Here is a 19,270-nt window from a genome sequence, read left to right on the forward strand (position 1 = left end):
TCAATCAGAATCGGACTAAAAACACCCCGGCACTCCTAATTGGAATGCCGGGGTGTTTTGCATGCGTTTATTCGCGGTTCTGGAAAATCAAAACCAGACGGAGGAGTTCAAGGACGGCAACGGCTGCGGCTGCAACATAAGTGAGTGCGGCTGCGCTGAGCACCTTCCGTGCATGAGGCTCTTCTTCGTTCCGGATGATTCCGAGTTCGACGATCTGGTTCATTGCACGGCTTGATGCGTTGAATTCGACCGGAAGCGTCACAACCTGGAAAAGGACACCGACTGCCATGAGCACGATCCCGATACCGAGCAGATTGTTCATGCTGGAGAAGAACAGGCCGGCCATGATGAAGATCCACGACGCATTCGATGTGATGTTTGCGACCGGTGCCAGCCGGTGACGGAAGCGGAGGAACGCATAGTCATGCGCATCCTGGATAGCATGGCCGACTTCGTGCGCCGCAACTGCTGTGCCGGCGACGGATGCATGATGGTAGTTGTCCGACGAAAGCGCGACCGTCTTGGTCAGGGGGTTATAGTGGTCTGACAGGACACCTTGTGTTTCGACGACTTTGACATTGTCCAAGCCGTTGCGGTCAAGAATCATCCGTGCCACTTCAGCACCGGTCAAGCCGGATGTGGAGCGGACTCGTGAATACTTGTTATACGTGTTTTTGACTTTGAACTGCGAATAGAGGGGCAGTGCAATGATGATGATCAGGTAGATCAGGAACATTCGTCTTCCTCCCTTTTGTCTCTCTCATTATTTTACCGGCTCGGGGGCTTTTGCCGCAACTGAAACGTTCCGGCGGCGCCAGGCATATATTGCGAGGGCAATGCAGGCGATTGACAGCCAGAACGTGAAGTACCCGATGATGCGGATGTGCTCCATAATCCGTCCGTAGATCGGCATCTGCCCGAAAACATAGTCGATGACATCATTGTGCAGTGTCCAGACGGCGGCAATGGCGATATGCCAGATACCGAACGCGTACTTCGGCAAATAAAGAACCGCCTGTACAGCCATCAGAAAGTGTGAAGCGACGAGCATCCAGCCGGTGACACCAATGGTTCCGGCCTCAACAAGCGTCCAAATATTCATGGCGACTGCCCACAAGCCGTATTTGACAAGAGTGATCAGCGCAAGCGCCTCGATCAGCTTCCAGTGCCTCCCCCAGATCCAGGCGGCAATGGCCAGCGTGAAGAACAAACTGGCTGTCGGGCTGTCCGGTACAAACAGGAGGAAAATCGGTTCGGTCACCCTTAGCTGGGACTCATACCAGATATAGCCGTAGATCGTGCCGCCGAGATTGATGAAGAATAACAGGATCAGGAAACGCCGGTCTTCCAGGACCGCGCGGATGTACGGGATCACGGATTGCATGACTAACCTCCGGGTAAGAAAAAAGAGCCAGTTCCCTGGCTCTTTCTTCCGGAATTATTGCTGGGTGACAGTCGAGAGGAACTCGGCAAGCTGCTGGAGCTCTTCTTCACTGCCTTCGAATGCGTCAGCCGGCATGACCTGCTGGCCGTCTTTCACGATACCGTTGACGGCGATATCCGCAACTTCTTCAGGTGTGTGGCCTGTACCTGTTAGCGGAACCCCGGCAGGAGTCCCTTCGAAGTTCTCGCCATGGCAGGTGACACATGATTGGCCCATGTAGATTTCATAGCCCGGATCGGATGTGTCGAACTCAGCCTCTTCAACGATTTCACCTTGTGCTTTAGCGGCATCCCAGTCATGGTTGACGACGGATTCCCATGTAAGGTAAATCATCGCAAACAGTGTGAGAAGCATGAAAGCTGTAGGCAGCGGACGCTTGAACGGACGGCGTTCCTTGGATGTATCCAAGAATGGCATAAGCAGGAGCGCTCCGATTGCAAGGCCCGGAATGATGATGGCGCCGACAATGTTATACGGGCCGGAAGCAAATTCATATTTCAGAAGCTGATACATCTGTAGGAAGTACCAGTCAGGCAGCGGGATGTACCCGGTGTCTGTTGGGTCGGCCTGCCGCTCGAGCGGCGACGGATGCGCGACCGTTAGAATCAGGTAACCGACAAGGAAGATGGCGCCGATGATCCATTCTTTCAGAAGGAAGTTCGGCCAGAACGCCTCCGTCTTGCCTGGATACTCTGAATAGTCTTTAGGGATCCGGTTCTTCTCGTAAGAACGGATACGGGAATCCCCGACAAATTTCATCCCTTTACCGCGATGCATAGTGTCCCCTCCTCTATAAGGATCTTAGTGTCCGCCAATTTTACAACGGACCGGAAATACCTTGTCTCCGGATCATGATAAAGTGCGCTGCGAGCAGTCCGAGAAGAGCAGCCGGCAGGAAGAAGACATGAATCGCGAAGAAGCGTGTCAGTGTCTGCGCACCAAGGATCGTGGCGTCCCCGGCAAGGAGGATCTTGATCCATTCCCCGATGAACGGTACGGAAGCGGCAATCTCGATGCCGACCTTTGTAGCGAACAGGGCTTTCATGTCCCATGGAAGAAGGTATCCTGTAAAGCCGAGTCCGAGCATGACGATGAAGATCAGGACACCGACCATCCAGTTCAGCTCACGCGGCTTCTTATAGGAGCCTGTGAAGAATACCCGAAGAGTATGGAGGAACATCATGACAATGACAAGAGAGGCTCCCCAGTGGTGCATACCGCGCACAATCTCACCGAATGCCACTTCGTTCTGAAGATAGTAAACGGATCTCCATGCATTTTCGATGTCCGGCGTGTAGTACATGGTGAGGAACATCCCGGACAGGATCTGGATGACCGTGACGAAGAATGTCAGGCCCCCGAAGCAATAAATGAATGCAGAAAAGTGATGCGCAGGGTTTACGTGCTCAGGTACTTCATGGTCGGCGATATCGCGCCAGATCGGCGTGATGTCCAACCGCTCGTCCACCCAATCGTAGATCTTGTTCAGCACGGTTGTCTTACCCCCTAACTAGATTAAACTAACGTATTCGGTTTTGTGGCTCCGAGATAGAGCAGGTCATCTTCGATTTTTACATCAAATTCGTCCAGCGGCCCGGTCGGTGGCGTGCCCGGAACGTTTTGGCCGTTCTTCTCGTAGCGGCCTGCGTGGCACGGGCAGAAGAACTGATTCGGGTGTTCCGAATCCCCGGCCCAGTTGACGGTGCAGCCAAGGTGCTTACACACAGGCGAAAGCGCGACCACCTTGTCGCCTTCCCTGTACACCCATGCGGTACCTGTCACTTCGGACTCGTACCAGCCGTCAACCTGATCGTACGTGAAGTCAACGCGGACAGGTTCTTCTGTCAGCTCGCTAACCTTTTGGCTCGTCGGAATGTAATCTCCCGCAGCACCGGCTTCGAGGACAGGGTCCACAGCGAAACGGATCATCGGCATGAGCATTCCGGAAGCCATGAATCCGCCGACGCCCATCAATGTGTAGTTCAGGAATTGGCGCCGTGAAACTCGAGTATTGCTCATCATGTTCCCCCCTCTTACTAAAGGTTCAGTCCATCGGACAAACTTTTACTGAATAGCTTAGCTAGGACATATCTATGATAGCCCAATCAAATTCGAAATTCAACAAAGCATTTGGCGGTACATGGAGATTGTGAACTTTTTTTGTCGACTTTATTCGCTTGTCCATCGTGCGGTGAGAACCGGGATGATCTGACGCACTTGATCCTCCAGTACGGACTGTTTCAATTTCTTATCCATGCTCTCAAGCGGGATGGAGGGAATCCAGATGGCATCGCCGATAATGCCCTCCCTGGACCAGGATGGATCAGTCGTCAGGTAGAAGACATGCTTGAACGGCATGTCGGAAATTGAGGCTTCCCATTCGGAAGCAAGACGGCTTTTGTCATTGCCATCTGTATAGCTGAAAGCCGGGAACAGCACGACACGCCCCTTGAACTGCCGCTCGATGAATGCGGAAAGATTCATGAGAAACTCCGCCGAGGAGGCACTTTGCTTCATTGCGCCCCCGCCGCCGATATGGACAAGAGGAATAAGGGCGGTATCGATATATTCCTGCTGCTGCATATAAAGATCAAGGTCATTCGCTGTCCAGTTCATAGAAAAACGCCTCCTAAAACTTCCATCCGAACATTCCTGCCCTCTTACTTTAACACAAGCAAAAGAAAAAGACTTCATCAGGATAGATGAAGTCACTTGGAGCCGATCTCCTTGATTGATTGGAGCGTCTTGGAGAGGGCGAAAAATTTGTCTTTGTCGTTCTGGTCGAGGGCTTCGTCAATCTGTCGGAGAAGCTGTTCCTCCCGGAAAGCGAGAACACTTTCCTCAAGAAGCTGTTCGGCTTCAAGGCGGTCTTTGTCGCTGATTTTGATGTATTCCGGTACGTACGGATTGTCCTCCAGCACGGCCGCATATTCAGGACAAGCATGCCGGTTCGGGAAATTAAGCTGAAGGTACATGTTCTCTTCCGGATGGAGCCTTAAGTCATGGAACGACTTCTCCGCATCCGCAGTCATCAGATTCCCTTTGTAAAAACGGAATGGGATGCCGTCCGAGTCGGTTGTGGACATGACCATCGCCCTCGGACAGTAGTGCGCCTCATCGACGAAACGCACATGGTTCAGCAGCTGATCATGGCTCAGGAGATAATTCAGGATCCAAACGCACTCCCGCCGTTTCAAATGGTAGGTTTTCAGAAACCACCTGACAAACTCCTTTTTCTCGGCGACCGGGACTGACGCTGTCACACCATCCCCTCCTTTCCCTTACATTTCCGTCTCCAGGAATGAAGACCATCTCGGATCGTCCGGCATGAGGACGGCGAGTTGCTTTATCAATTCGATGGCCTCTTCCCGTTTTCCTTCATCCAGCAGGAAAAGGGCGAATTTCTCAAGGAACTGCGGGTCTTCCCTGAAATCATTATATGCAAGCCGGTAAAATTCATATGCCTCTTTGTACTGTTCTTCACGCTCGTGTGCGGCTGCCGCGAATGGATAAAGTGCCGGCCAGTCGCGGCCTTCCTCCCTGAGCTCACCGATTGTCGCGATAATGTCTTCGTTCCGCTCCTGTTGATTGTACAGGGAAATGAGTGCATGGAGTGCATCCATATACTCGGGATCGAGTGCAACTGCCTCATTGAAGTGGCTTTCCGCTTCTTCCGGACGCCCGGTTTTGAGCGCGAGCTTCCCTGCGGACAAATAAAGTTCCTTGTCGTACTTATCCCGGGCAAGCCCTTCCCGAAGCGTTGAATAGGCGGCTTCATCCTCCCCTTCCATCATCTGTGCCTGGGCAAGCAGGGCATAGGCGGAAAAGTAATCAGGATCCATCGCTTTCAGCTCAACGAGTGTCTTGATGGCCTCACCGTACTGTTTGCTCTGATAAGCGGCATAGGCATAGCCGAACAGCATATCGGGCGTTCTCGCATCTTCAAGCGATTCCGCGTAGTATGGCAAGGCTTCTTCAAATGCTGCTCCGGCTGCATAGGCTTCGGCGATCCGGTCGGTAAGCCGGACACCCGCCATCTCCTCTGTGGCCTGGCGGACTTCCTTGTACAGCCTGCCCGCTTCTGCATAGCGTCCTCCGTCCAGCAGCAGCTCGGCTTTTGCGAACTTCACCGCAGGTTCGTCGGGAAGGATCGTTTCGGCCTCCTCGACTTTCCTCAGTGCAGCTTCCGCCAGCCCGGCCATCTGATAGTAGTCTGCGAGAACGAGGAGCGCCTGAGGGTACTCTTCGTCCTGCGGTCCTACTGCCGTCAGCAATAGAAGGGCGTCGTCTTCCTCTCCGAGCTCGATCAGCACTTGTGCCCGGTCTATTTTCAGTTGTGCCTCTTCCGGCATCAGCGAAATCATGTCTTCGTAGAGCGTGTCCGCTTCCTGCAAGAACCCATACTCGGCAAGAAGTCCTGCTGCCATGTATCGCGTCTCCATGTCGGGAGAAGCTCCGATTTCAAGCGCAAGCGATTCCGCTTTCTTGAATTCGCCCTCCAGAATATATTGTTGAAGTTGTTCAATTGTCTCCATCAGTATTCACCCGTCCCCGCCTTTTTCATACTTCAATGCTACTGGATGCAGGCCTTCCTTCACAAGAAAAAAGCCCCTGCAACGATGACTGAACGTGCAGTAGCTGATTTATGCTTCGGGCACTCGCTTTCCCCTGCACAGAAAAGCCTCCCCGATTTTGCTTTGCACGAAAGAGGTGCGCTGCATTTGCCGGGGAGTCTCGGGCCGTTCGTTTTATCAGCCATATAGTTGCAGGCCTCCAGGGGCTCAGTTTCCGCGGAGGTTGTTCAGGTGTTCGAAAAATTCCGGATAGGAGATCGCGATGCAGCCGGGGCCCCGGAGTTCCACGGGACCGTCCGTAATGAGCGCCGCGACCGCAGCCATCATGCCGATGCGATGGTCTCCTCTTGAGTCCAGCACGGCACCCGACAGTTTCGTCGGGCCGTTGATGATCATCCCGTCGTCTGTCGGGATGATGTCCGCCCCGAGTTTGCCCAATTCCTCCGCGACGGCCGCGATGCGGTCCGTCTCCTTGACACGGAGTTCTTCCGCGTCACGGATTACGGTCGTCCCTTCTGCTTGTGTGGCCAAAAGGGCAATGATGGGGATTTCGTCGATCAGGCGCGGAATCAGGTCGCCGCCGATCTCGGTCGCTTTCAACGAAGACGAACGGATGGTGACCGTTCCCCGAATCTCGGAATCATCCGAGCGGGACACGTCCACCCCGAAGTCAGTCCCCATCGCTTCCAGGACGTCTATCATACCTGTACGCGTAGGATTCAGACCGACGTTCTCGAGCACCACTTCACTGCCCGGAACTAGCGCTGACGCGGCGAGGAAGAAAGCCGCCGACGAGATGTCGCCCGGCACGTCAACATGGACGGGAACGAGCTCCTGGCCGCCCTGCAGCGTGATGACGCCTTCTTCCGCCTGAACCCGCATCCCGAAGTTTTGCATCATCCGCTCCGTATGATCACGGGATACTTCTTTCTCGCGGATGACCGAAGTGCCTTCCGCGCGCATTGCGGCAAACAGAATGGCCGATTTCACCTGGGCACTGGCGACGGGCATGTCATAATCGATCGGGCGGAGCGGTCCGCCGAGGACCGAAACCGGCGTGTACTGGGCCCCCTTGCGGCCACGGATGTCCGCTCCCATCTGTTGGAGCGGACCGGTCACTCTTTTCATCGGCCGTCGGGCGATTGACTCATCCCCCGCAATGACCGAATGCACGCGGGACCCGGCCAGGATACCAAGCATCAGCCGTGTCGTCGTTCCTGAATTTCCGGTGTAAAGAATATCTGCTGGCTCCTGCCATCCGTCAATGCCGGGGCTGTCGATCACCAGATCCGTTCCAGTGCGGCTAATATCCGCTCCAAGCAGGCGGAAGCATTCAATTGTGCGCAGACAATCCTCGCCCGGCAGGAAACCGGAGACGGTCGTGCGCCCCTTTGCCATTCCGCCGAACATGACCGCCCGGTGCGAAATGGATTTGTCCCCCGGTACGGCGATCGTTCCGCGGAGAGGTGCCTGCGGGTCATTCAATGTCATTTTGTCCATTTATTCCGGCCTCCTGCCTTGTTAGGAAATATAGATGTCGTAATTCGTCCGGTCGCTCAGCAGGACGCGGCCCTTTTCCCTGTCCTCTGTTGTCTGGAAACTGACGACCATGATCCCGAAAACATCCGCTCGGGATTCCACGATGCGCACATTCGTGATCGAAATGCCGGCCTCTGCCAGATAGCCAGCGATTTCGGAAATCGCACCCGGGCTGTCCGGAATGTTGACGTTGAGGTCGAACGTCGTATAAAGCGCACCCTGAGATTTGGCCGGCAGTTGATCCCGGTAGGCTTTCGCTCCGCCGTAGAAGTCCTGGATCGATTCGGCGTCTCCCGACTCGATCATATCGCGGACGCAGTTCATCTCTTCGATCCACAGGTCCATCTGGTCAATCAGTTCATCCCTGTTCTGCAAGGTGATGTCCCGCCACATAATCGGGTCGGAGGAAGCAATCCGCGTAATGTCACGGAACCCGCCTGCAGCCAATACCCGTGTAAACGGCATGTCTTCCGTCTCCTGTTCGAGCCGGCGGACGAGGGAGGCCGCGATCACATGCGGAAAATGGCTGACGACGGCAGTCATGGCGTCATGCTCTTCTGCAGAGACGACCGCCGTTTTCGCCTTTGTCACCGACAAAAAAGATTCCAGTTTCCTGACAGCCGGAGCATCCTCACGGCCGGCAGGCGTCAGGAGATAATAGGCGTTCTCGAAAAGGTGCTCACGGGCTGCGCGGACGCCGCTCTTGTGAGAGCCGGCCATCGGGTGGCCGCCGATAAAGGAAGCCCTGCCCCCCGAGAGCTGCCGGGCCTCTTCCATGATCCAGGTTTTCGTGCTTCCCGTATCGGACAGGATGGCGCCTTCTTTCAGTTTCCAGCGGGCAGCGGCCTCTTTCAGCATCCGCACCGTCTCATTGACGGGTGTGGCAAAAAATATGTAATCACAGCCTTCGGCAGCCTCCGCTGCCGATCCGGCCGCATGATGGATCACGCCAAGCGTTTGCGCTTCACGTAATGTCGTCGGATCAGCATCAAAGCCTGTGACCGCAACATTCCCGTGGCGCTGGATCGCCAGGGCAAGTGATCCCCCGATCAGACCGAGGCCGATGATCGCAGCTTTTAACTCAGACAAATCCCAACACTCCCATCAACTGCTTACGCTTCGGACACTTTCTGTGCAAGGACTTCTTCAAGAGCGGCAAGCAGGCCTTCATTATCTTCACGGGTCCCGACTGTAATGCGCAGGTATCCCGGTGTGCCGAGCTTGTCGCCGCTCCGTACGATATATCCGCGCTTCAGCAGTTCATCCGCTGCAGCGTCTGCGCTTCCTCTCACTTCCATTAGCACGAAGTTCGCTTCCGAACGCGGGCAGTTTAATCCATGCTTCTCCGCAAAGCGGGCGTATTGCACTTTGCCCGATTCGTTTTGCTTGTTGGTGCTTCCGATAAACGCCTGGTCTGCGAGCGCAAGGGCAGCGGCCTGTTGGCCCAAAAGGTTCGTGTTGAACGGCGGCCGCACGGGATCCAGCTTTGTAATCACTTCTTCCCGTCCGATCGCGTAGCCGACGCGGAATGCCGCGAGTCCGTAGGCTTTCGAGAATGTCCGGAGCACAAGGACGTTCGGAAATTCTTCGACCAGGTTAAGCGGATCTCCATATGCCCGGTCAGTCACAAATTCATGGTAAGCATTGTCCACGATGACGAGCACATGCTCGGGAACCTTGCGGATAAAGGCTTTTAGTTCCTCATGAGGGATGATGCCCCCTGTCGGATTGTTGGGCGTGCACAGCCACACGAGCGAAGTGTTTTCGTCGATGGCTTTCAGCATGCCGTCAAGGTCATGGCTGAAGTCTTTGCGAAGCGGGACTTCTCTGATCTCCGCCCCCTGGATACGGGCATTGTGCCGATACTGCGGAAATGACGGCCACGGCATGACCGTATTGTTGCTTTCGGACAGGAGCGCGCGGGAGAGAATGACAATCAGTTCATCCGACCCTCCTCCGAACAGGAGTTGCCTTGGGCTGACGCCGAGCTTGTCCGACAGAGCCTCACGCAGTTCTGTTGCATACCCATCCGGATAGAGCGCAGTTTCAAGCCCTGCTTGTGTGATGAATTTCTTTACTTCAGGGGAACAGCCGAACGGGTTTTCGTTTGAAGCGAGCTTCACGATGCGGCTCAGGCCGAATTCTTTTTTTACTTCTCCGATTGTCTTGCCCGGTTCGTACGCCCGCATACCCTCCAGCCTAGGATTCCATTTCATCTTGCTTCCTCCTTTTCGGCAGCCGCTCCGGTTAAATCCGGTCGCAGGCGGACAGCTTCGTTTTTATAGACATGCCTGATTTCCTTTTGCGTCTTTGTGGTGTTTGCATGCATCAGCAGCCGGATGCAGAGCGGCAGCGAGCCGGGCACATCCATCTCGTGGGTGCACATGACCGGCACATATTCCCAGCCAGCCATTGACCTCACCGCTTTTGCCGGGAAGCCGGAAGAAATATCCGTCGTGGTCGAGATGATCACCGAGACGATTTCTTCCGGTTCCAGCCCGTTCTTCTCCGCCATTTCAAGTGCCAGGGCGGCGGTCTCCTGCAAAATCTGCTGTTCCTCATCTACCGTGATGCATGTCGCACCGCGGATGCCCCTTACCATCATTCCGGTTCCACCCCCGTCCGTATTCTGTATTCCCTGTCTGCTGCCTTGCAGTCCCCTTCCGAGACACGTCTCACTTCAGGCGCGCCCGCTTCCGGCAAAAGGACGAAATGGAGATCGCCAAAGGAAGCTTTTTTGTCTTTTTTCATATAGCCAAGCAACCCATCAAACGGATGTGAGGAAATTTCCTTTAGCGGATAACCATTTTTTTCGGCAAACGCCTGGAGGGCATCAGTGAGTTCTCTTCCGGCTCCCGTTATCCGCTCGCTCAAGATCAGCGCATAAATCATTCCGGTCATGACGGCCTCACCGTGTGTGATTCCGCCGTAACCTGCGGCCGCCTCTACCGCGTGCCCATAGGTATGGCCAAAATTGAGATACTTGCGGACAGACCCCTCCCGCTCATCGCGGCCGACGATATCCGCCTTGACCCGGATGCCGCGGACGATGAGGCGGATCAGCTCCTCTTCGCCCATCTCGGCAAGTTCCATTGTGTGGAGCAGTCCCAAAGCGTCTTTCTTGGATGAAATCAGCACATGCTTGACCGCTTCCGCCATTCCGGAACGCACTTCCACATCGGGCAATGTCCGGAGAAGATCCGTATCGTACAGGACCCCGATCGGCTGATGAAACGCGCCTGTCATGTTTTTGCCGCCGGGAAGGTTGATCGCCGTCTTGCCGCCGACAGAACTGTCATGGGCCAGAATGGTCGTCGGACACTGGACAAACCGGATGCCCCGCATGTAAGCGGCAGCTGCGTAGCCGGCAAGGTCACCACATGCGCCCCCGCCAAAAGCGATCATCACAGATTTCCTTGTGCACCCCGCATCCAGAAGAAATTGCTGGGTGCGCCCGAACCACTCAAGTGTCTTGCAGGATTCTCCTGACGGGACATCCATCCAGGCCGCATCCACACCCGCTTCATCGAGCACTGCCCGCAGACGGCCTCCATGAAGCCCGGCCACCTTTTTGTCCGCTATGACGGCCACCCTGTCGGCATCGGCAACAAGGCCTTCAAGCCCATTTAGCGCACCTGGTCCCACCACCACATCGTAGCTGCGGTCCTTCGTCTCTACTTTGACTGTCTCCATTATCAGAACTCCCGGGCGTAAGCGAGAAATTCCCCGATGTTCTTTTTGAGCCCTTCGATGGTATCGCTATGGAACGTCTCGGAGATGGCTTTCGCAACTTCCCAGGCGACGACATGTTCGGCGACGACCGACGCCGCCGGCACCGCGCAGCTGTCGGAGCGTTCGATACTTGCCTTGAAAGGCTCCTTCGTATCAATATCTACGCTTTCGAGTGGCTTGTAAAGTGTCGGTATGGGCTTCATGACACCGCGGACCACGATCGGCATGCCGGTTGTCATGCCTCCTTCGAAACCGCCGAGGTTATTCGTGCGGCGACTGTAGCCGGACTCCTCTGTCCATTCGATTTCATCATGCACCTCACTGCCCGGCAGCCGTGCCATTTCAAAACCGAGGCCGAATTCGACGCCCTTGAATGCATTGATCGAAACGATCGCTCCGGCAATTTTCGAATCCAGCTTTCGGTCGTACTGAACATAACTGCCGACTCCCGGAGGGCAGCCATCGACAATGACTTCCACGACCCCGCCGATCGAGTTGCCCGCTGCCTTCGCATCATCGATGGCCTGCTTCATCTTTTCCGATGCTTCCGGGTCGATGCAATAAACGTCATCGGCAGACGCAATTTCGCGGATTTCGTTGACCGTCTTGCCGTTTCGGAGGGTCATGTCCGCCTTCACGCCGCCAATTTCGGCCACATGAGCCGTCACTTCGATGCCCAGTGCCTTCAGAAAGCTTTTTGCTACGGAACCGACCGCAACTCGCATGGTCGTTTCCCGGGCTGACGAGCGTTCAAGCACATTCCGGAGATCACGGTGGCCATACTTCATCCCGCCCACGAGGTCGGCGTGTCCCGGACGAGGACGCGTCACACGGCGCTTGATGTCATCCGGGTCGACGTCTTCCGGCAGCGGCTCGATGCCCATGATCTTCGTCCAGTGCTTCCAGTCATCGTTGGTCACGGTCAGCGCAACCGGGGCACCGATCGTCTTGCCGTGACGGACCCCCGCCGTGATCTCAACGGTGTCTTTCTCGATCTGCATCCGCCGGCCGCGGCCGTATCCGCCCTGCCTTCTTGCAAGGTCACGGTTGACGGCCTCCGCCGTCAGCTCAAGATTGGACGGCAGTCCTTCTATAATCGCGGTCAGCTGCGGACCGTGGGATTCACCCGCTGTCAAGTATCTCATTTTGCTACCCCCAGGCTTTAAATACATTTAATTTTCTTACCACTATAACACAACCCAACCGCCGAATCATTCGGATTTTTTCAGAAAAGACGAGGGTTCAGCCCCTGCCCGGAAATGAAAACGCTCTCTTTGTAAATGAGGAAGTCAGGTGATTTCCGCATGCATTTAATTGTCGCATCGCGGCCGTTCAATTGCCGGCGGACATCTGCCTAACATTGACGGTGGTTGCTTAACACGCCCTGCTTTTCACTCGGGTTGCGCCCGAATCGAACAGTTTACAAATATAAAAAAACCCGGCTTGCGCCGGGCGTCGGGGTCAGTTGACCCAGTTATTGATTTGCTTTTCGTAGGAAACGAGTTCTTCTTGGTTGAAGAACAGGTTGATTTCGCGCTCGGCGCTTTCAGGAGAGTCGGAACCATGGATGATGTTTTTGCCGACTGTGACTGCGTAGTCACCGCGAACCGTACCCGGTGCGGATTCCTTCGGGTTGGTTGCACCCATCATGAGGCGTGCCGTCGAGATGACGTTTTCCCCTTCCCAGACCATTGCGAAAACAGGGCCGGATGTGATGAATTCAACAAGCTCGCCGAAGAATGGGCGTTCTTTGTGCTCGCCGTAGTGCTGTTCTGCGAGTTCCTGAGGAATCTGCATCAGTTTCGCACCTGCGAGCTGAAAGCCTTTCTTTTCAAAGCGGCTGACGATTTCGCCGATCAGGTTCCGCTGGACGCCATCAGGCTTGACCATGAGAAATGTTTTTTCCATTTGTTTGTACACTCCTTATGAGTTGAGGGTGTGCGGCGATGCCGCCTTCAAAATGGTACCACTGCAACGGCCGCTCTTTCAACAAAAGATGCGCCCGTGCGTTCAGAATTTCCGTTTTCCGATAAACTTTGCGATTCGGATAAGCGAATCACGGTCAGGGATATCCGGCAGGGACTCCGCTTCACGGAGTGCTTTCTCCAGATACCTGTCGCTGATGCGCACGGATTCCCGGATTGCCTCGGAATCTTTCATGCTGCCGAGCAGTTGGACGACATCTTCCGTACTCATCCTGCCTTCCAATGCATCGAGCAACTTTGGCCGCAATCCGGGATCACGGAGCCCGATAATTGCGGGAAGGGTGATGTTCCCTGAAAGAAGGTCCCCTCCTGCAGGTTTTCCGAGCTGCTTTTCCGTGCCCGTGAAATCAAGAAGATCGTCCGTAATCTGGAATGACATCCCGACATAATAACCGAACCGTTTCAGCTTCCTGACCGTCTGCGGGTCTGCACCTGCAACGAGGCCTCCCAGCTCACAGCTGGATGCGATGAGCAAAGCAGTCTTTCGCTTGATCCTGCGGAGGTAATCCCTCAGATTCTGCTCCGTCGCGAACTTGTCTTCAATCTGGATGATTTCGCCGACGCAAATCTCGATCATCGTCTGCGAGAGGACCCGATGAATCTCCGGGTCTTCCAGTTCTCCGATGATTTCAAGCGATCGGCCGAGCAGGAAGTCACCGACATACATGGCTGCGTGGTTCCCGTACATCGACTTGACCGTCCGTTCGCCGCGGCGCAGATCGGCATCATCGATGACATCGTCGTGGACGAGCGAGGCCATATGGATCAGCTCAAGCGGAACGGCCGCCTTTGCGGTGATCGCCGGGTTGTAATCACCGAACTTGGATGCGAGAAGCGTGAAGACCGGGCGGATCCGCTTACCACCCGAACCGATCAGTGCCAGGCAGGCTCCTTCCAGCATGGGCGATTCCGAATGGACCGACCGGTTCAGCTCCCGCTCTATATATTCGAGATCCGGACGGAACTCTGAGTAAATGGACTTGAGTTTCAACTTCTCCAAGAGAAAAACCTTCCCCGCTTTTTGTTCTCGTTATCTCCGTTTGTATCCGATATGCCCCGCAGCTGCTCCGCCGCTGAACGGTTTGTAGCGGATCCCTTCAAATCCGGTCTCCGCAAAGATGCCGGCAAGCGTGCGTGCATCCGGGAATGTGTCTGCAGATTCTTGGAGCCACTGGTACTCTTGATAGCTTTTTGCAAACAGCCGTCCGAAGAGCGGCATGATGTGGTTAAAGTAAAGCTTGAACGCCTGGCGATAGCCGGGCATTGTCGGTTGGGAGGTTTCCAGGCAGGCAATCATTCCGCCCGGCTTCAGAACGCGGTACATCTCGGAAAGCGCCTTTCGGAGATCCGGAACGTTGCGGAGGCCGAAACCGACTGTGACATAGTCAAAACTGTTGTCAGGGAACGGCAGGTCCATGGCATTCCCCTCGACAAGCCGGATGTTCGGATGGCCTTCAGTCTTTTCCTTTGCCACGCTCAGCATGTTTGCCGAAAAGTCGAGACCTGTCACTTCGCACGAAGGTCCCGCCGCTTCGGCAAGCGCAATGGTCCAGTCACCTGTTCCGCAGCATACATCCAGAGCGGATGCCCCTTTTTCGACATCCATTTTTTTCATCATCTCTCTGCGCCACGCCTTATGCATCTGGAAACTGATGACCGAGTTCATAGTATCGTAGTTATCCGAGATCTTTTCAAACACGTCATGGACCCGTCTCTCTTTTGGTGTCTCCAAATCGCTCATTCCTCTTTTCCCGTCTGTATGGAAGCCACTTCGGTGATTCCGTAGATTCCGTCGATCGCCGAAACCAAATCCCCGGAACGGTCTCCGAATGCTGCGGTTTCTTCAATCAGCCGGCCCGCGTGAAACAGGCGGCAACGGTCCAGGATTCGGGCCGCAGCCGCCGTGTTGCCGTGGATTCCCCCTGAACGGAGGAAAGCATCCAGGAATGTCGTGCGCCCGCCCTCATGGAGGGTTCTGCATTCCGCGCCGAGCCGGCAGGCGGCCAGACCATGACGTGCTGCCGCCTCGTACTGCCCGTACCCCCGCTCCACGAGAAAAGCGGAAACCGTTCCAGCTTCAATAATTTCGATATAAGACAAAAGTTGTTCCGGCGGATCTCCCTCACGGTGTTCGTAAAGCCGGATTTTCTTTTCGCTCATCTCGGTGACCGATTTCGAAAGCCTGCGGATCAGTGGGATGTCCTCGATTTCCGCCAAAATACGGTAGTGGATGCCGCTGTAATAGTCCCCGCCCAGGACGGTCAGCTGGCCTTGCCGGCTCTCTGAAGCTTCCTGGCCGATCGAATCGTGCGCGGTGAATGCAGCATAAAGCGCACCAGCCGCAACAGCAGACAGCCGGTCCTTCTCCTCCCATCGTTCGCCGAATAGTTTCGGCAGCAAGAGGGAAGCCAGAACCGGGACCGGAATGTCCGGACGGCCGGTGTGCTTCAGAAGCGTCCGGTTAGCCAACAGGCGGCTGATTTCATCGTTCAATTGTTTAACTTCTGTATGTAGACTTGTTGAATTCATCTTCCGCCGCTCCATTTCCACACGGGTCTGACGGTTTGCCGGCCCCCGTCCGCACAGCCGGACGGAAGCCCGTCATTTCCGTGATTCGCCCTTCACCACGCCATGTGCGGTATGCACTTCAGCATCGCCCCGCACTTTGATGGCAGAAACATGCTCGGTGAACTGGGCGACAAGGATTTCGCCGCTGTCCAGTTTCTCCGAATGACCGAATTTCGTGTCCGCCCCGCGGGTAAGGCCGATGACTTGGACACCGTCTTCCAGGGCTTTGATGACGACATAATCGTTTTGTGCCATGATTAGTCACAGTCTCCTATCTAGAATCTTTCCTATCATATCACAGTACGGAACAGGCCCGCAAAATGCCGGAAATCAGGACATTTTAATCAGTGAAATGACCTCTGCGCGCTTGTTGTCATCCTGATTGAAAATTCCCCGGGCTGCTGCGGTGACTGTCTTGGAACCCGGCTTCCGGATGCCGCGCATGGTCATGCACATATGCTCGGCCTCGACAACGATGTAGACGCCAAGCGGATCAAGCATTTCGGTCAGCGCATCTGCCACTTCCGCTGTGATGCGCTCCTGAAGTTGCGGCCTGCGGGAAACGGCTTCGACTGCACGTGCAAGTTTGCTCAGGCCTGCCACTTCCCCGTTACGGGGGATATAAGCGACGTGCGCCTTCCCGTAGAACGGAAGCAGGTGATGTTCGCACATTGATTGGAAATGAATATCTTTAACGAGGACCAGTTCATCGTGGTCTTCGTGGAATACCGTTTTAAAATACTCACGGGGATCTTCGCCGATGCCCCCAAATACTTCTTCATACATTTTGGCAACCCGTTTGGGTGTATCCAGCAGGCCTTCACGATCCGGGTCTTCACCGACCGCTTGAAGAATCATCCGGACCGCTTCCACGATCTTGCCATGATCCACTTTTCCCATTTACGTCCCTCCATATACGGAAAACACTTGCCGAAAAAAGGCTTCGGAAGCCCGTCCGGCTTCTGTTCCGCATTACTCCTAAATGTTAGCACAACCGGGGTCTGGGTACAATTCACCGGTCCCGTTTAGTTACTGTGACTTCATTCCCTCTTTTTGGGCATCTTGAAGGCATATTAAAGGACGGCCCCTCTCCCGGAACCGGAAGTTTGGGACCGCCCTATGTAGTCAGGATATCATTTTACCGCGTCTTTGAGAGCCTTTCCTGGTTTGAACGCAGGAACCTTGCTCGCAGCGATTTCGATTTCCTCACCCGATTGCGGGTTGCGGCCTTTGCGGGCTGCGCGCTCACGTACTTCAAAGTTGCCGAAACCGATCAGCTGGACCTTATCGCCATTAGCAAGTGCGTCGGAAATTGTGCTGAATACGGATTCAACAGCATTAACCGCGTCTTTGCGGGAGAGGCCAGTCGCTTCCGCTACGGAGTTCACCAAATCTGTCTTGTTCATACCATTCACCTCCTCTCAAAGAGAAAGTTTGCTTAAGCATGTTCAAACTGTATCACAACCAAACCCGCACCGCAACTGGTTTCACGGGCTTTCCGAGCCTTTTGCGCCCCTGCTCCTCATGCTTCCCCTCAATTGAGGATGCTAAACTGCCCGATTGTCATTTTTCGTTCAAAAAATGCGAAAATACAGGCTGGAAACCAGTCATCCCCCGGACACCAGTCTCCTGCACCAAGGTTCTTCAGACCGGGGTCTTTCCTTCTCCAAATCATCTCCGTGATTTCCGCATCGGGAGCTTGTCGGCCAGGGCTAACGCTCGTGGCCGCAGATGCGTTCTGCGTGACGGCGTTGCCGGCCCCAGAGCGGAAAGCGAGGACCCGCTGTTGCAGTAATCCCGGGGACTTACCGTAAAAGCAAGACCGACCGAGCCCCTGGTTCTTGAACGGAATTTCCACTCAACCAAAAAAGGCACCTTCACGGGTGCCGGGATGAGTTCATAGAATGAACGTGACCATGCCTTTGTTTCCGTCGTTGACCATCTGCTCCATGGTTTCGCGGATTCGGTTACGGGCCCGTTCAGGCACGGCTGTTGTCTTGAAGCGGATGCTTTCTTTCATCACTTCGTGCAGCGGCGTGCCGAACAGCTGGGTGGACCAGAGGGCTTCACGGTCGTTCAGATAAGCTTCTTTCAGATCCTTCAGCAACTGAAGGCTGTGGAATTCAGAGCCGATAAGCGGAGAGAACTCAGCTTCCATGTCGATCCTCATAATATGGAGCGACGGAGCTTTCGCCTTCATCCGGACGCCAAAGAAGTTATTTTGCTTGATGAGTTCCGGCGGCGTCGGCTCAAAGTCGTTGATCGCAGGGAGGGTGACCCCGTATCCTGTTTTCTTTGCGGAATCGATCGCTTCCTCATATTGGCCAAACGCTTCCTTTGACTTCACCGCATCCCGGATAAACAGCAGCCAGTCTTTTTTGGTCCGGATCGGCTCGCCCATCATCTCATCACATACTTCGTGGAAGACACCATCTTCGGCCTCTACCCGGATGTTCGCCTTGCCCTGTCCGGCATCCACACTGACCACTTCCGCCCGGCGGACAAAGTCTTCTTCCTGGATGGAAGCGGCGAGGCGCTGGACGTCACGGATTTTGGACACCGCGGAAAGCCCTTCGTCAAGCCGGTTCCTGATGGACGTGTTCAGGTAATGATCATCCGCCAGGACGTCCATCCACTCGGGCTTTTGAAGCTCGATCTCGGAAATCGGGAATTCGAACAGCGCTTCCTGCAGGATCAGCTGGATTTCATTGGCATTCAGCTGGTCGGCACTTATGGCGATGACCGGCACTCCATACTTATCTGTCAATTCGTCGCGGAGCGCGACCGTCTCCGAATGGGCCGGCATCCGGCTGTTCAGGACGATGACAAACGGTTTTCCGATTTCCTTCAGCTTGCCTACGATTTCTTCTTCGGCCTTTAGTGCGGCAGCCCTGGGAATGTTGTTCACCGTGCCATCTGTTGTCATGACGATGCCGATTGTCGAGTGGTCACGGATCACCTTATCGGTGCCGATGCGCGCAGCCTCCTCGAACGGCACGGGTTCATTGTGCCAAGGCGTATGGACGTATTTCGGGCCGTCGTCATCCATATGGCCCTTGACGCCATCAATCACGTATCCGACACAATCTGCGAGGCGGATCTGGAATGTCAGGTCTCCGTCGCCGACCGAGATGCCTGTCCCCCGCGCCGGTACGAACTTTGGTTCCGCCGTCATGATGACAGGTCCCGGCGAGCTCTGCGGCAGCTCATCCTGGGCACGGGTCCTGTCCGCTTCCTCGACCATGTTCGGAATGACGACTTCTTCCATGACCCGTTTTACGAAAGTCGACTTCCCGACCCGTACCGGGCCGACAACGCCGATATAAATATCCCCGTCGGTGCGTTTTGCCAATTCTTCATACAATGCTTCGCTCAAACCTTTCGCCCTCCTTTTCTGCGCAATTCATTGTATGCATGAAAAAAGCGCT

Annotated in this window: 22 protein-coding genes; all 22 read right to left on the reverse strand. The window is 55.0% G+C overall.

Annotated features, from left to right (window positions below):
- Nucleotides 1-67: 67 nt before the first annotated feature.
- Nucleotides 68-736, reverse strand: coding sequence for a zinc metallopeptidase (locus BLT01_RS04695; RefSeq protein WP_092095115.1), 669 nt, complete (start codon nucleotides 734-736; stop codon nucleotides 68-70).
- Nucleotides 737-763: 27 nt separating this feature from the next.
- Complete coding sequence (lhaT, locus tag BLT01_RS04700) at nucleotides 764-1,384, reverse strand: lipoprotein heptaprenylglyceryl N-acetyltransferase LhaT (RefSeq protein ID WP_092095117.1); 621 nt, start codon at nucleotides 1,382-1,384, stop codon at nucleotides 764-766.
- Between the two features lie 54 nt (nucleotides 1,385-1,438).
- Entirely contained in the window at nucleotides 1,439-2,221 is a 783-nt protein-coding gene (locus tag BLT01_RS04705) for a menaquinol-cytochrome c reductase cytochrome b/c subunit (RefSeq protein WP_092095119.1), read from the reverse strand.
- A 40-nt stretch (nucleotides 2,222-2,261) separates the two neighbouring features.
- The gene (gene qcrB, locus BLT01_RS04710) at nucleotides 2,262-2,936 is read right to left on the reverse strand and encodes a menaquinol-cytochrome c reductase cytochrome b subunit (RefSeq protein WP_092095121.1); all 675 of its coding nucleotides are present in this window, start codon (nucleotides 2,934-2,936) and stop codon (nucleotides 2,262-2,264) included.
- A gap of 23 nt (nucleotides 2,937-2,959) precedes the next feature.
- Nucleotides 2,960-3,463 (reverse strand): QcrA and Rieske domain-containing protein, encoded by a 504-nt coding sequence (locus tag BLT01_RS04715; protein ID WP_092095417.1) that lies wholly within the window; start codon nucleotides 3,461-3,463, stop codon nucleotides 2,960-2,962.
- A 150-nt stretch (nucleotides 3,464-3,613) separates the two neighbouring features.
- On the reverse strand, nucleotides 3,614-4,060 hold the full coding sequence (locus BLT01_RS04720; RefSeq protein ID WP_092095123.1) for a YpiF family protein: 447 nt from the start codon (nucleotides 4,058-4,060) through the stop codon (nucleotides 3,614-3,616).
- Between the two features lie 92 nt (nucleotides 4,061-4,152).
- The gene (locus BLT01_RS04725) at nucleotides 4,153-4,707 is read right to left on the reverse strand and encodes a ReoY family proteolytic degradation factor (protein WP_092095125.1); all 555 of its coding nucleotides are present in this window, start codon (nucleotides 4,705-4,707) and stop codon (nucleotides 4,153-4,155) included.
- 18 nt (nucleotides 4,708-4,725) lie between these two features.
- Nucleotides 4,726-5,979 carry a tetratricopeptide repeat protein gene (locus tag BLT01_RS04730; RefSeq protein WP_092095127.1) on the reverse strand — a complete coding sequence of 418 codons (1,254 nt, stop codon included), beginning with the start codon at nucleotides 5,977-5,979 and terminating at the stop codon, nucleotides 4,726-4,728.
- A gap of 246 nt (nucleotides 5,980-6,225) precedes the next feature.
- Nucleotides 6,226-7,518 (reverse strand): 3-phosphoshikimate 1-carboxyvinyltransferase, encoded by a 1,293-nt coding sequence (gene aroA / locus BLT01_RS04735; protein ID WP_092095131.1) that lies wholly within the window; start codon nucleotides 7,516-7,518, stop codon nucleotides 6,226-6,228.
- A 21-nt stretch (nucleotides 7,519-7,539) separates the two neighbouring features.
- A complete protein-coding gene (locus BLT01_RS04740) occupies nucleotides 7,540-8,646 on the reverse strand; it encodes a prephenate dehydrogenase (RefSeq protein WP_092095134.1) in 1,107 nt (368 codons plus the stop codon).
- A 23-nt stretch (nucleotides 8,647-8,669) separates the two neighbouring features.
- Nucleotides 8,670-9,773 (reverse strand): histidinol-phosphate transaminase, encoded by a 1,104-nt coding sequence (gene hisC, locus BLT01_RS04745; RefSeq protein WP_092095136.1) that lies wholly within the window; start codon nucleotides 9,771-9,773, stop codon nucleotides 8,670-8,672.
- Nucleotides 9,770-10,159 carry a chorismate mutase gene (aroH, locus tag BLT01_RS04750; protein ID WP_092095419.1) on the reverse strand — a complete coding sequence of 130 codons (390 nt, stop codon included), beginning with the start codon at nucleotides 10,157-10,159 and terminating at the stop codon, nucleotides 9,770-9,772. Before aroH ends, hisC begins: the two co-directional genes overlap by 4 nt.
- Nucleotides 10,159-11,250 carry a 3-dehydroquinate synthase gene (gene aroB / locus BLT01_RS04755; protein WP_092095138.1) on the reverse strand — a complete coding sequence of 364 codons (1,092 nt, stop codon included), beginning with the start codon at nucleotides 11,248-11,250 and terminating at the stop codon, nucleotides 10,159-10,161. Before aroB ends, aroH begins: the two co-directional genes overlap by 1 nt.
- Before the next feature lie 2 nt (nucleotides 11,251-11,252).
- Nucleotides 11,253-12,434, reverse strand: coding sequence for a chorismate synthase (gene aroC, locus BLT01_RS04760; protein WP_092095140.1), 1,182 nt, complete (start codon nucleotides 12,432-12,434; stop codon nucleotides 11,253-11,255).
- Nucleotides 12,435-12,750: 316 nt separating this feature from the next.
- Nucleotides 12,751-13,197, reverse strand: coding sequence for a nucleoside-diphosphate kinase (gene ndk / locus BLT01_RS04765; RefSeq protein WP_092095142.1), 447 nt, complete (start codon nucleotides 13,195-13,197; stop codon nucleotides 12,751-12,753).
- Nucleotides 13,198-13,299: 102 nt separating this feature from the next.
- A complete protein-coding gene (locus BLT01_RS04770) occupies nucleotides 13,300-14,274 on the reverse strand; it encodes a polyprenyl synthetase family protein (RefSeq protein ID WP_092095145.1) in 975 nt (324 codons plus the stop codon).
- A gap of 30 nt (nucleotides 14,275-14,304) precedes the next feature.
- Nucleotides 14,305-15,006, reverse strand: a complete 702-nt coding sequence (locus BLT01_RS04775) for a demethylmenaquinone methyltransferase (RefSeq protein WP_092095147.1) — start codon at nucleotides 15,004-15,006, stop codon at nucleotides 14,305-14,307.
- A 5-nt stretch (nucleotides 15,007-15,011) separates the two neighbouring features.
- Complete coding sequence (locus tag BLT01_RS04780; protein WP_218123187.1) at nucleotides 15,012-15,803, reverse strand: heptaprenyl diphosphate synthase component 1; 792 nt, start codon at nucleotides 15,801-15,803, stop codon at nucleotides 15,012-15,014.
- A gap of 72 nt (nucleotides 15,804-15,875) precedes the next feature.
- A complete protein-coding gene (gene mtrB / locus BLT01_RS04785) occupies nucleotides 15,876-16,100 on the reverse strand; it encodes a trp RNA-binding attenuation protein MtrB (protein ID WP_176765056.1) in 225 nt (74 codons plus the stop codon).
- A 72-nt stretch (nucleotides 16,101-16,172) separates the two neighbouring features.
- A complete protein-coding gene (gene folE / locus BLT01_RS04790) occupies nucleotides 16,173-16,742 on the reverse strand; it encodes a GTP cyclohydrolase I FolE (protein ID WP_092095153.1) in 570 nt (189 codons plus the stop codon).
- A 233-nt stretch (nucleotides 16,743-16,975) separates the two neighbouring features.
- On the reverse strand, nucleotides 16,976-17,248 hold the full coding sequence (locus tag BLT01_RS04795; RefSeq protein ID WP_092095156.1) for an HU family DNA-binding protein: 273 nt from the start codon (nucleotides 17,246-17,248) through the stop codon (nucleotides 16,976-16,978).
- Nucleotides 17,249-17,739: 491 nt separating this feature from the next.
- Nucleotides 17,740-19,218, reverse strand: coding sequence for a stage IV sporulation protein A (gene spoIVA, locus BLT01_RS04805; protein WP_092095160.1), 1,479 nt, complete (start codon nucleotides 19,216-19,218; stop codon nucleotides 17,740-17,742).
- Nucleotides 19,219-19,270 lie beyond the last annotated feature (52 nt).

The organism is Bhargavaea beijingensis, assembly GCF_900101985.1.
GTDB classification, from domain to species: Bacteria; Bacillota; Bacilli; order Bacillales_A; family Planococcaceae; genus Bhargavaea; species Bhargavaea beijingensis.

Excerpts from the sequence above, each read along its gene's own strand:
- BLT01_RS04695 (WP_092095115.1), bottom strand. The coding sequence starts at position 736 with ATGTTCCTGATCTACCTGATCATCATCATTGCACTGCCCCTCTATTCG.
- lhaT (WP_092095117.1), bottom strand. The coding sequence starts at position 1,384 with ATGCAATCCGTGATCCCGTACATCCGCGCGGTCCTGGAAGACCGGCGT.
- BLT01_RS04705 (WP_092095119.1), bottom strand. The coding sequence starts at position 2,221 with ATGCATCGCGGTAAAGGGATGAAATTTGTCGGGGATTCCCGTATCCGT.
- BLT01_RS04715 (WP_092095417.1), bottom strand. The coding sequence starts at position 3,463 with ATGAGCAATACTCGAGTTTCACGGCGCCAATTCCTGAACTACACATTG.
- BLT01_RS04720 (WP_092095123.1), bottom strand. The coding sequence starts at position 4,060 with ATGAACTGGACAGCGAATGACCTTGATCTTTATATGCAGCAGCAGGAA.
- BLT01_RS04730 (WP_092095127.1), bottom strand. The coding sequence starts at position 5,979 with ATGGAGACAATTGAACAACTTCAACAATATATTCTGGAGGGCGAATTC.
- aroA (WP_092095131.1), bottom strand. The coding sequence starts at position 7,518 with ATGGACAAAATGACATTGAATGACCCGCAGGCACCTCTCCGCGGAACG.
- hisC (WP_092095136.1), bottom strand. The coding sequence starts at position 9,773 with ATGAAATGGAATCCTAGGCTGGAGGGTATGCGGGCGTACGAACCGGGC.
- aroH (WP_092095419.1), bottom strand. The coding sequence starts at position 10,159 with ATGGTAAGGGGCATCCGCGGTGCGACATGCATCACGGTAGATGAGGAA.
- aroB (WP_092095138.1), bottom strand. The coding sequence starts at position 11,250 with ATGGAGACAGTCAAAGTAGAGACGAAGGACCGCAGCTACGATGTGGTG.
- aroC (WP_092095140.1), bottom strand. The coding sequence starts at position 12,434 with ATGAGATACTTGACAGCGGGTGAATCCCACGGTCCGCAGCTGACCGCG.
- ndk (WP_092095142.1), bottom strand. The coding sequence starts at position 13,197 with ATGGAAAAAACATTTCTCATGGTCAAGCCTGATGGCGTCCAGCGGAAC.
- BLT01_RS04780 (WP_218123187.1), bottom strand. The coding sequence starts at position 15,803 with ATGAATTCAACAAGTCTACATACAGAAGTTAAACAATTGAACGATGAA.
- folE (WP_092095153.1), bottom strand. The coding sequence starts at position 16,742 with ATGGGAAAAGTGGATCATGGCAAGATCGTGGAAGCGGTCCGGATGATT.
- BLT01_RS04795 (WP_092095156.1), bottom strand. The coding sequence starts at position 17,248 with ATGAACAAGACAGATTTGGTGAACTCCGTAGCGGAAGCGACTGGCCTC.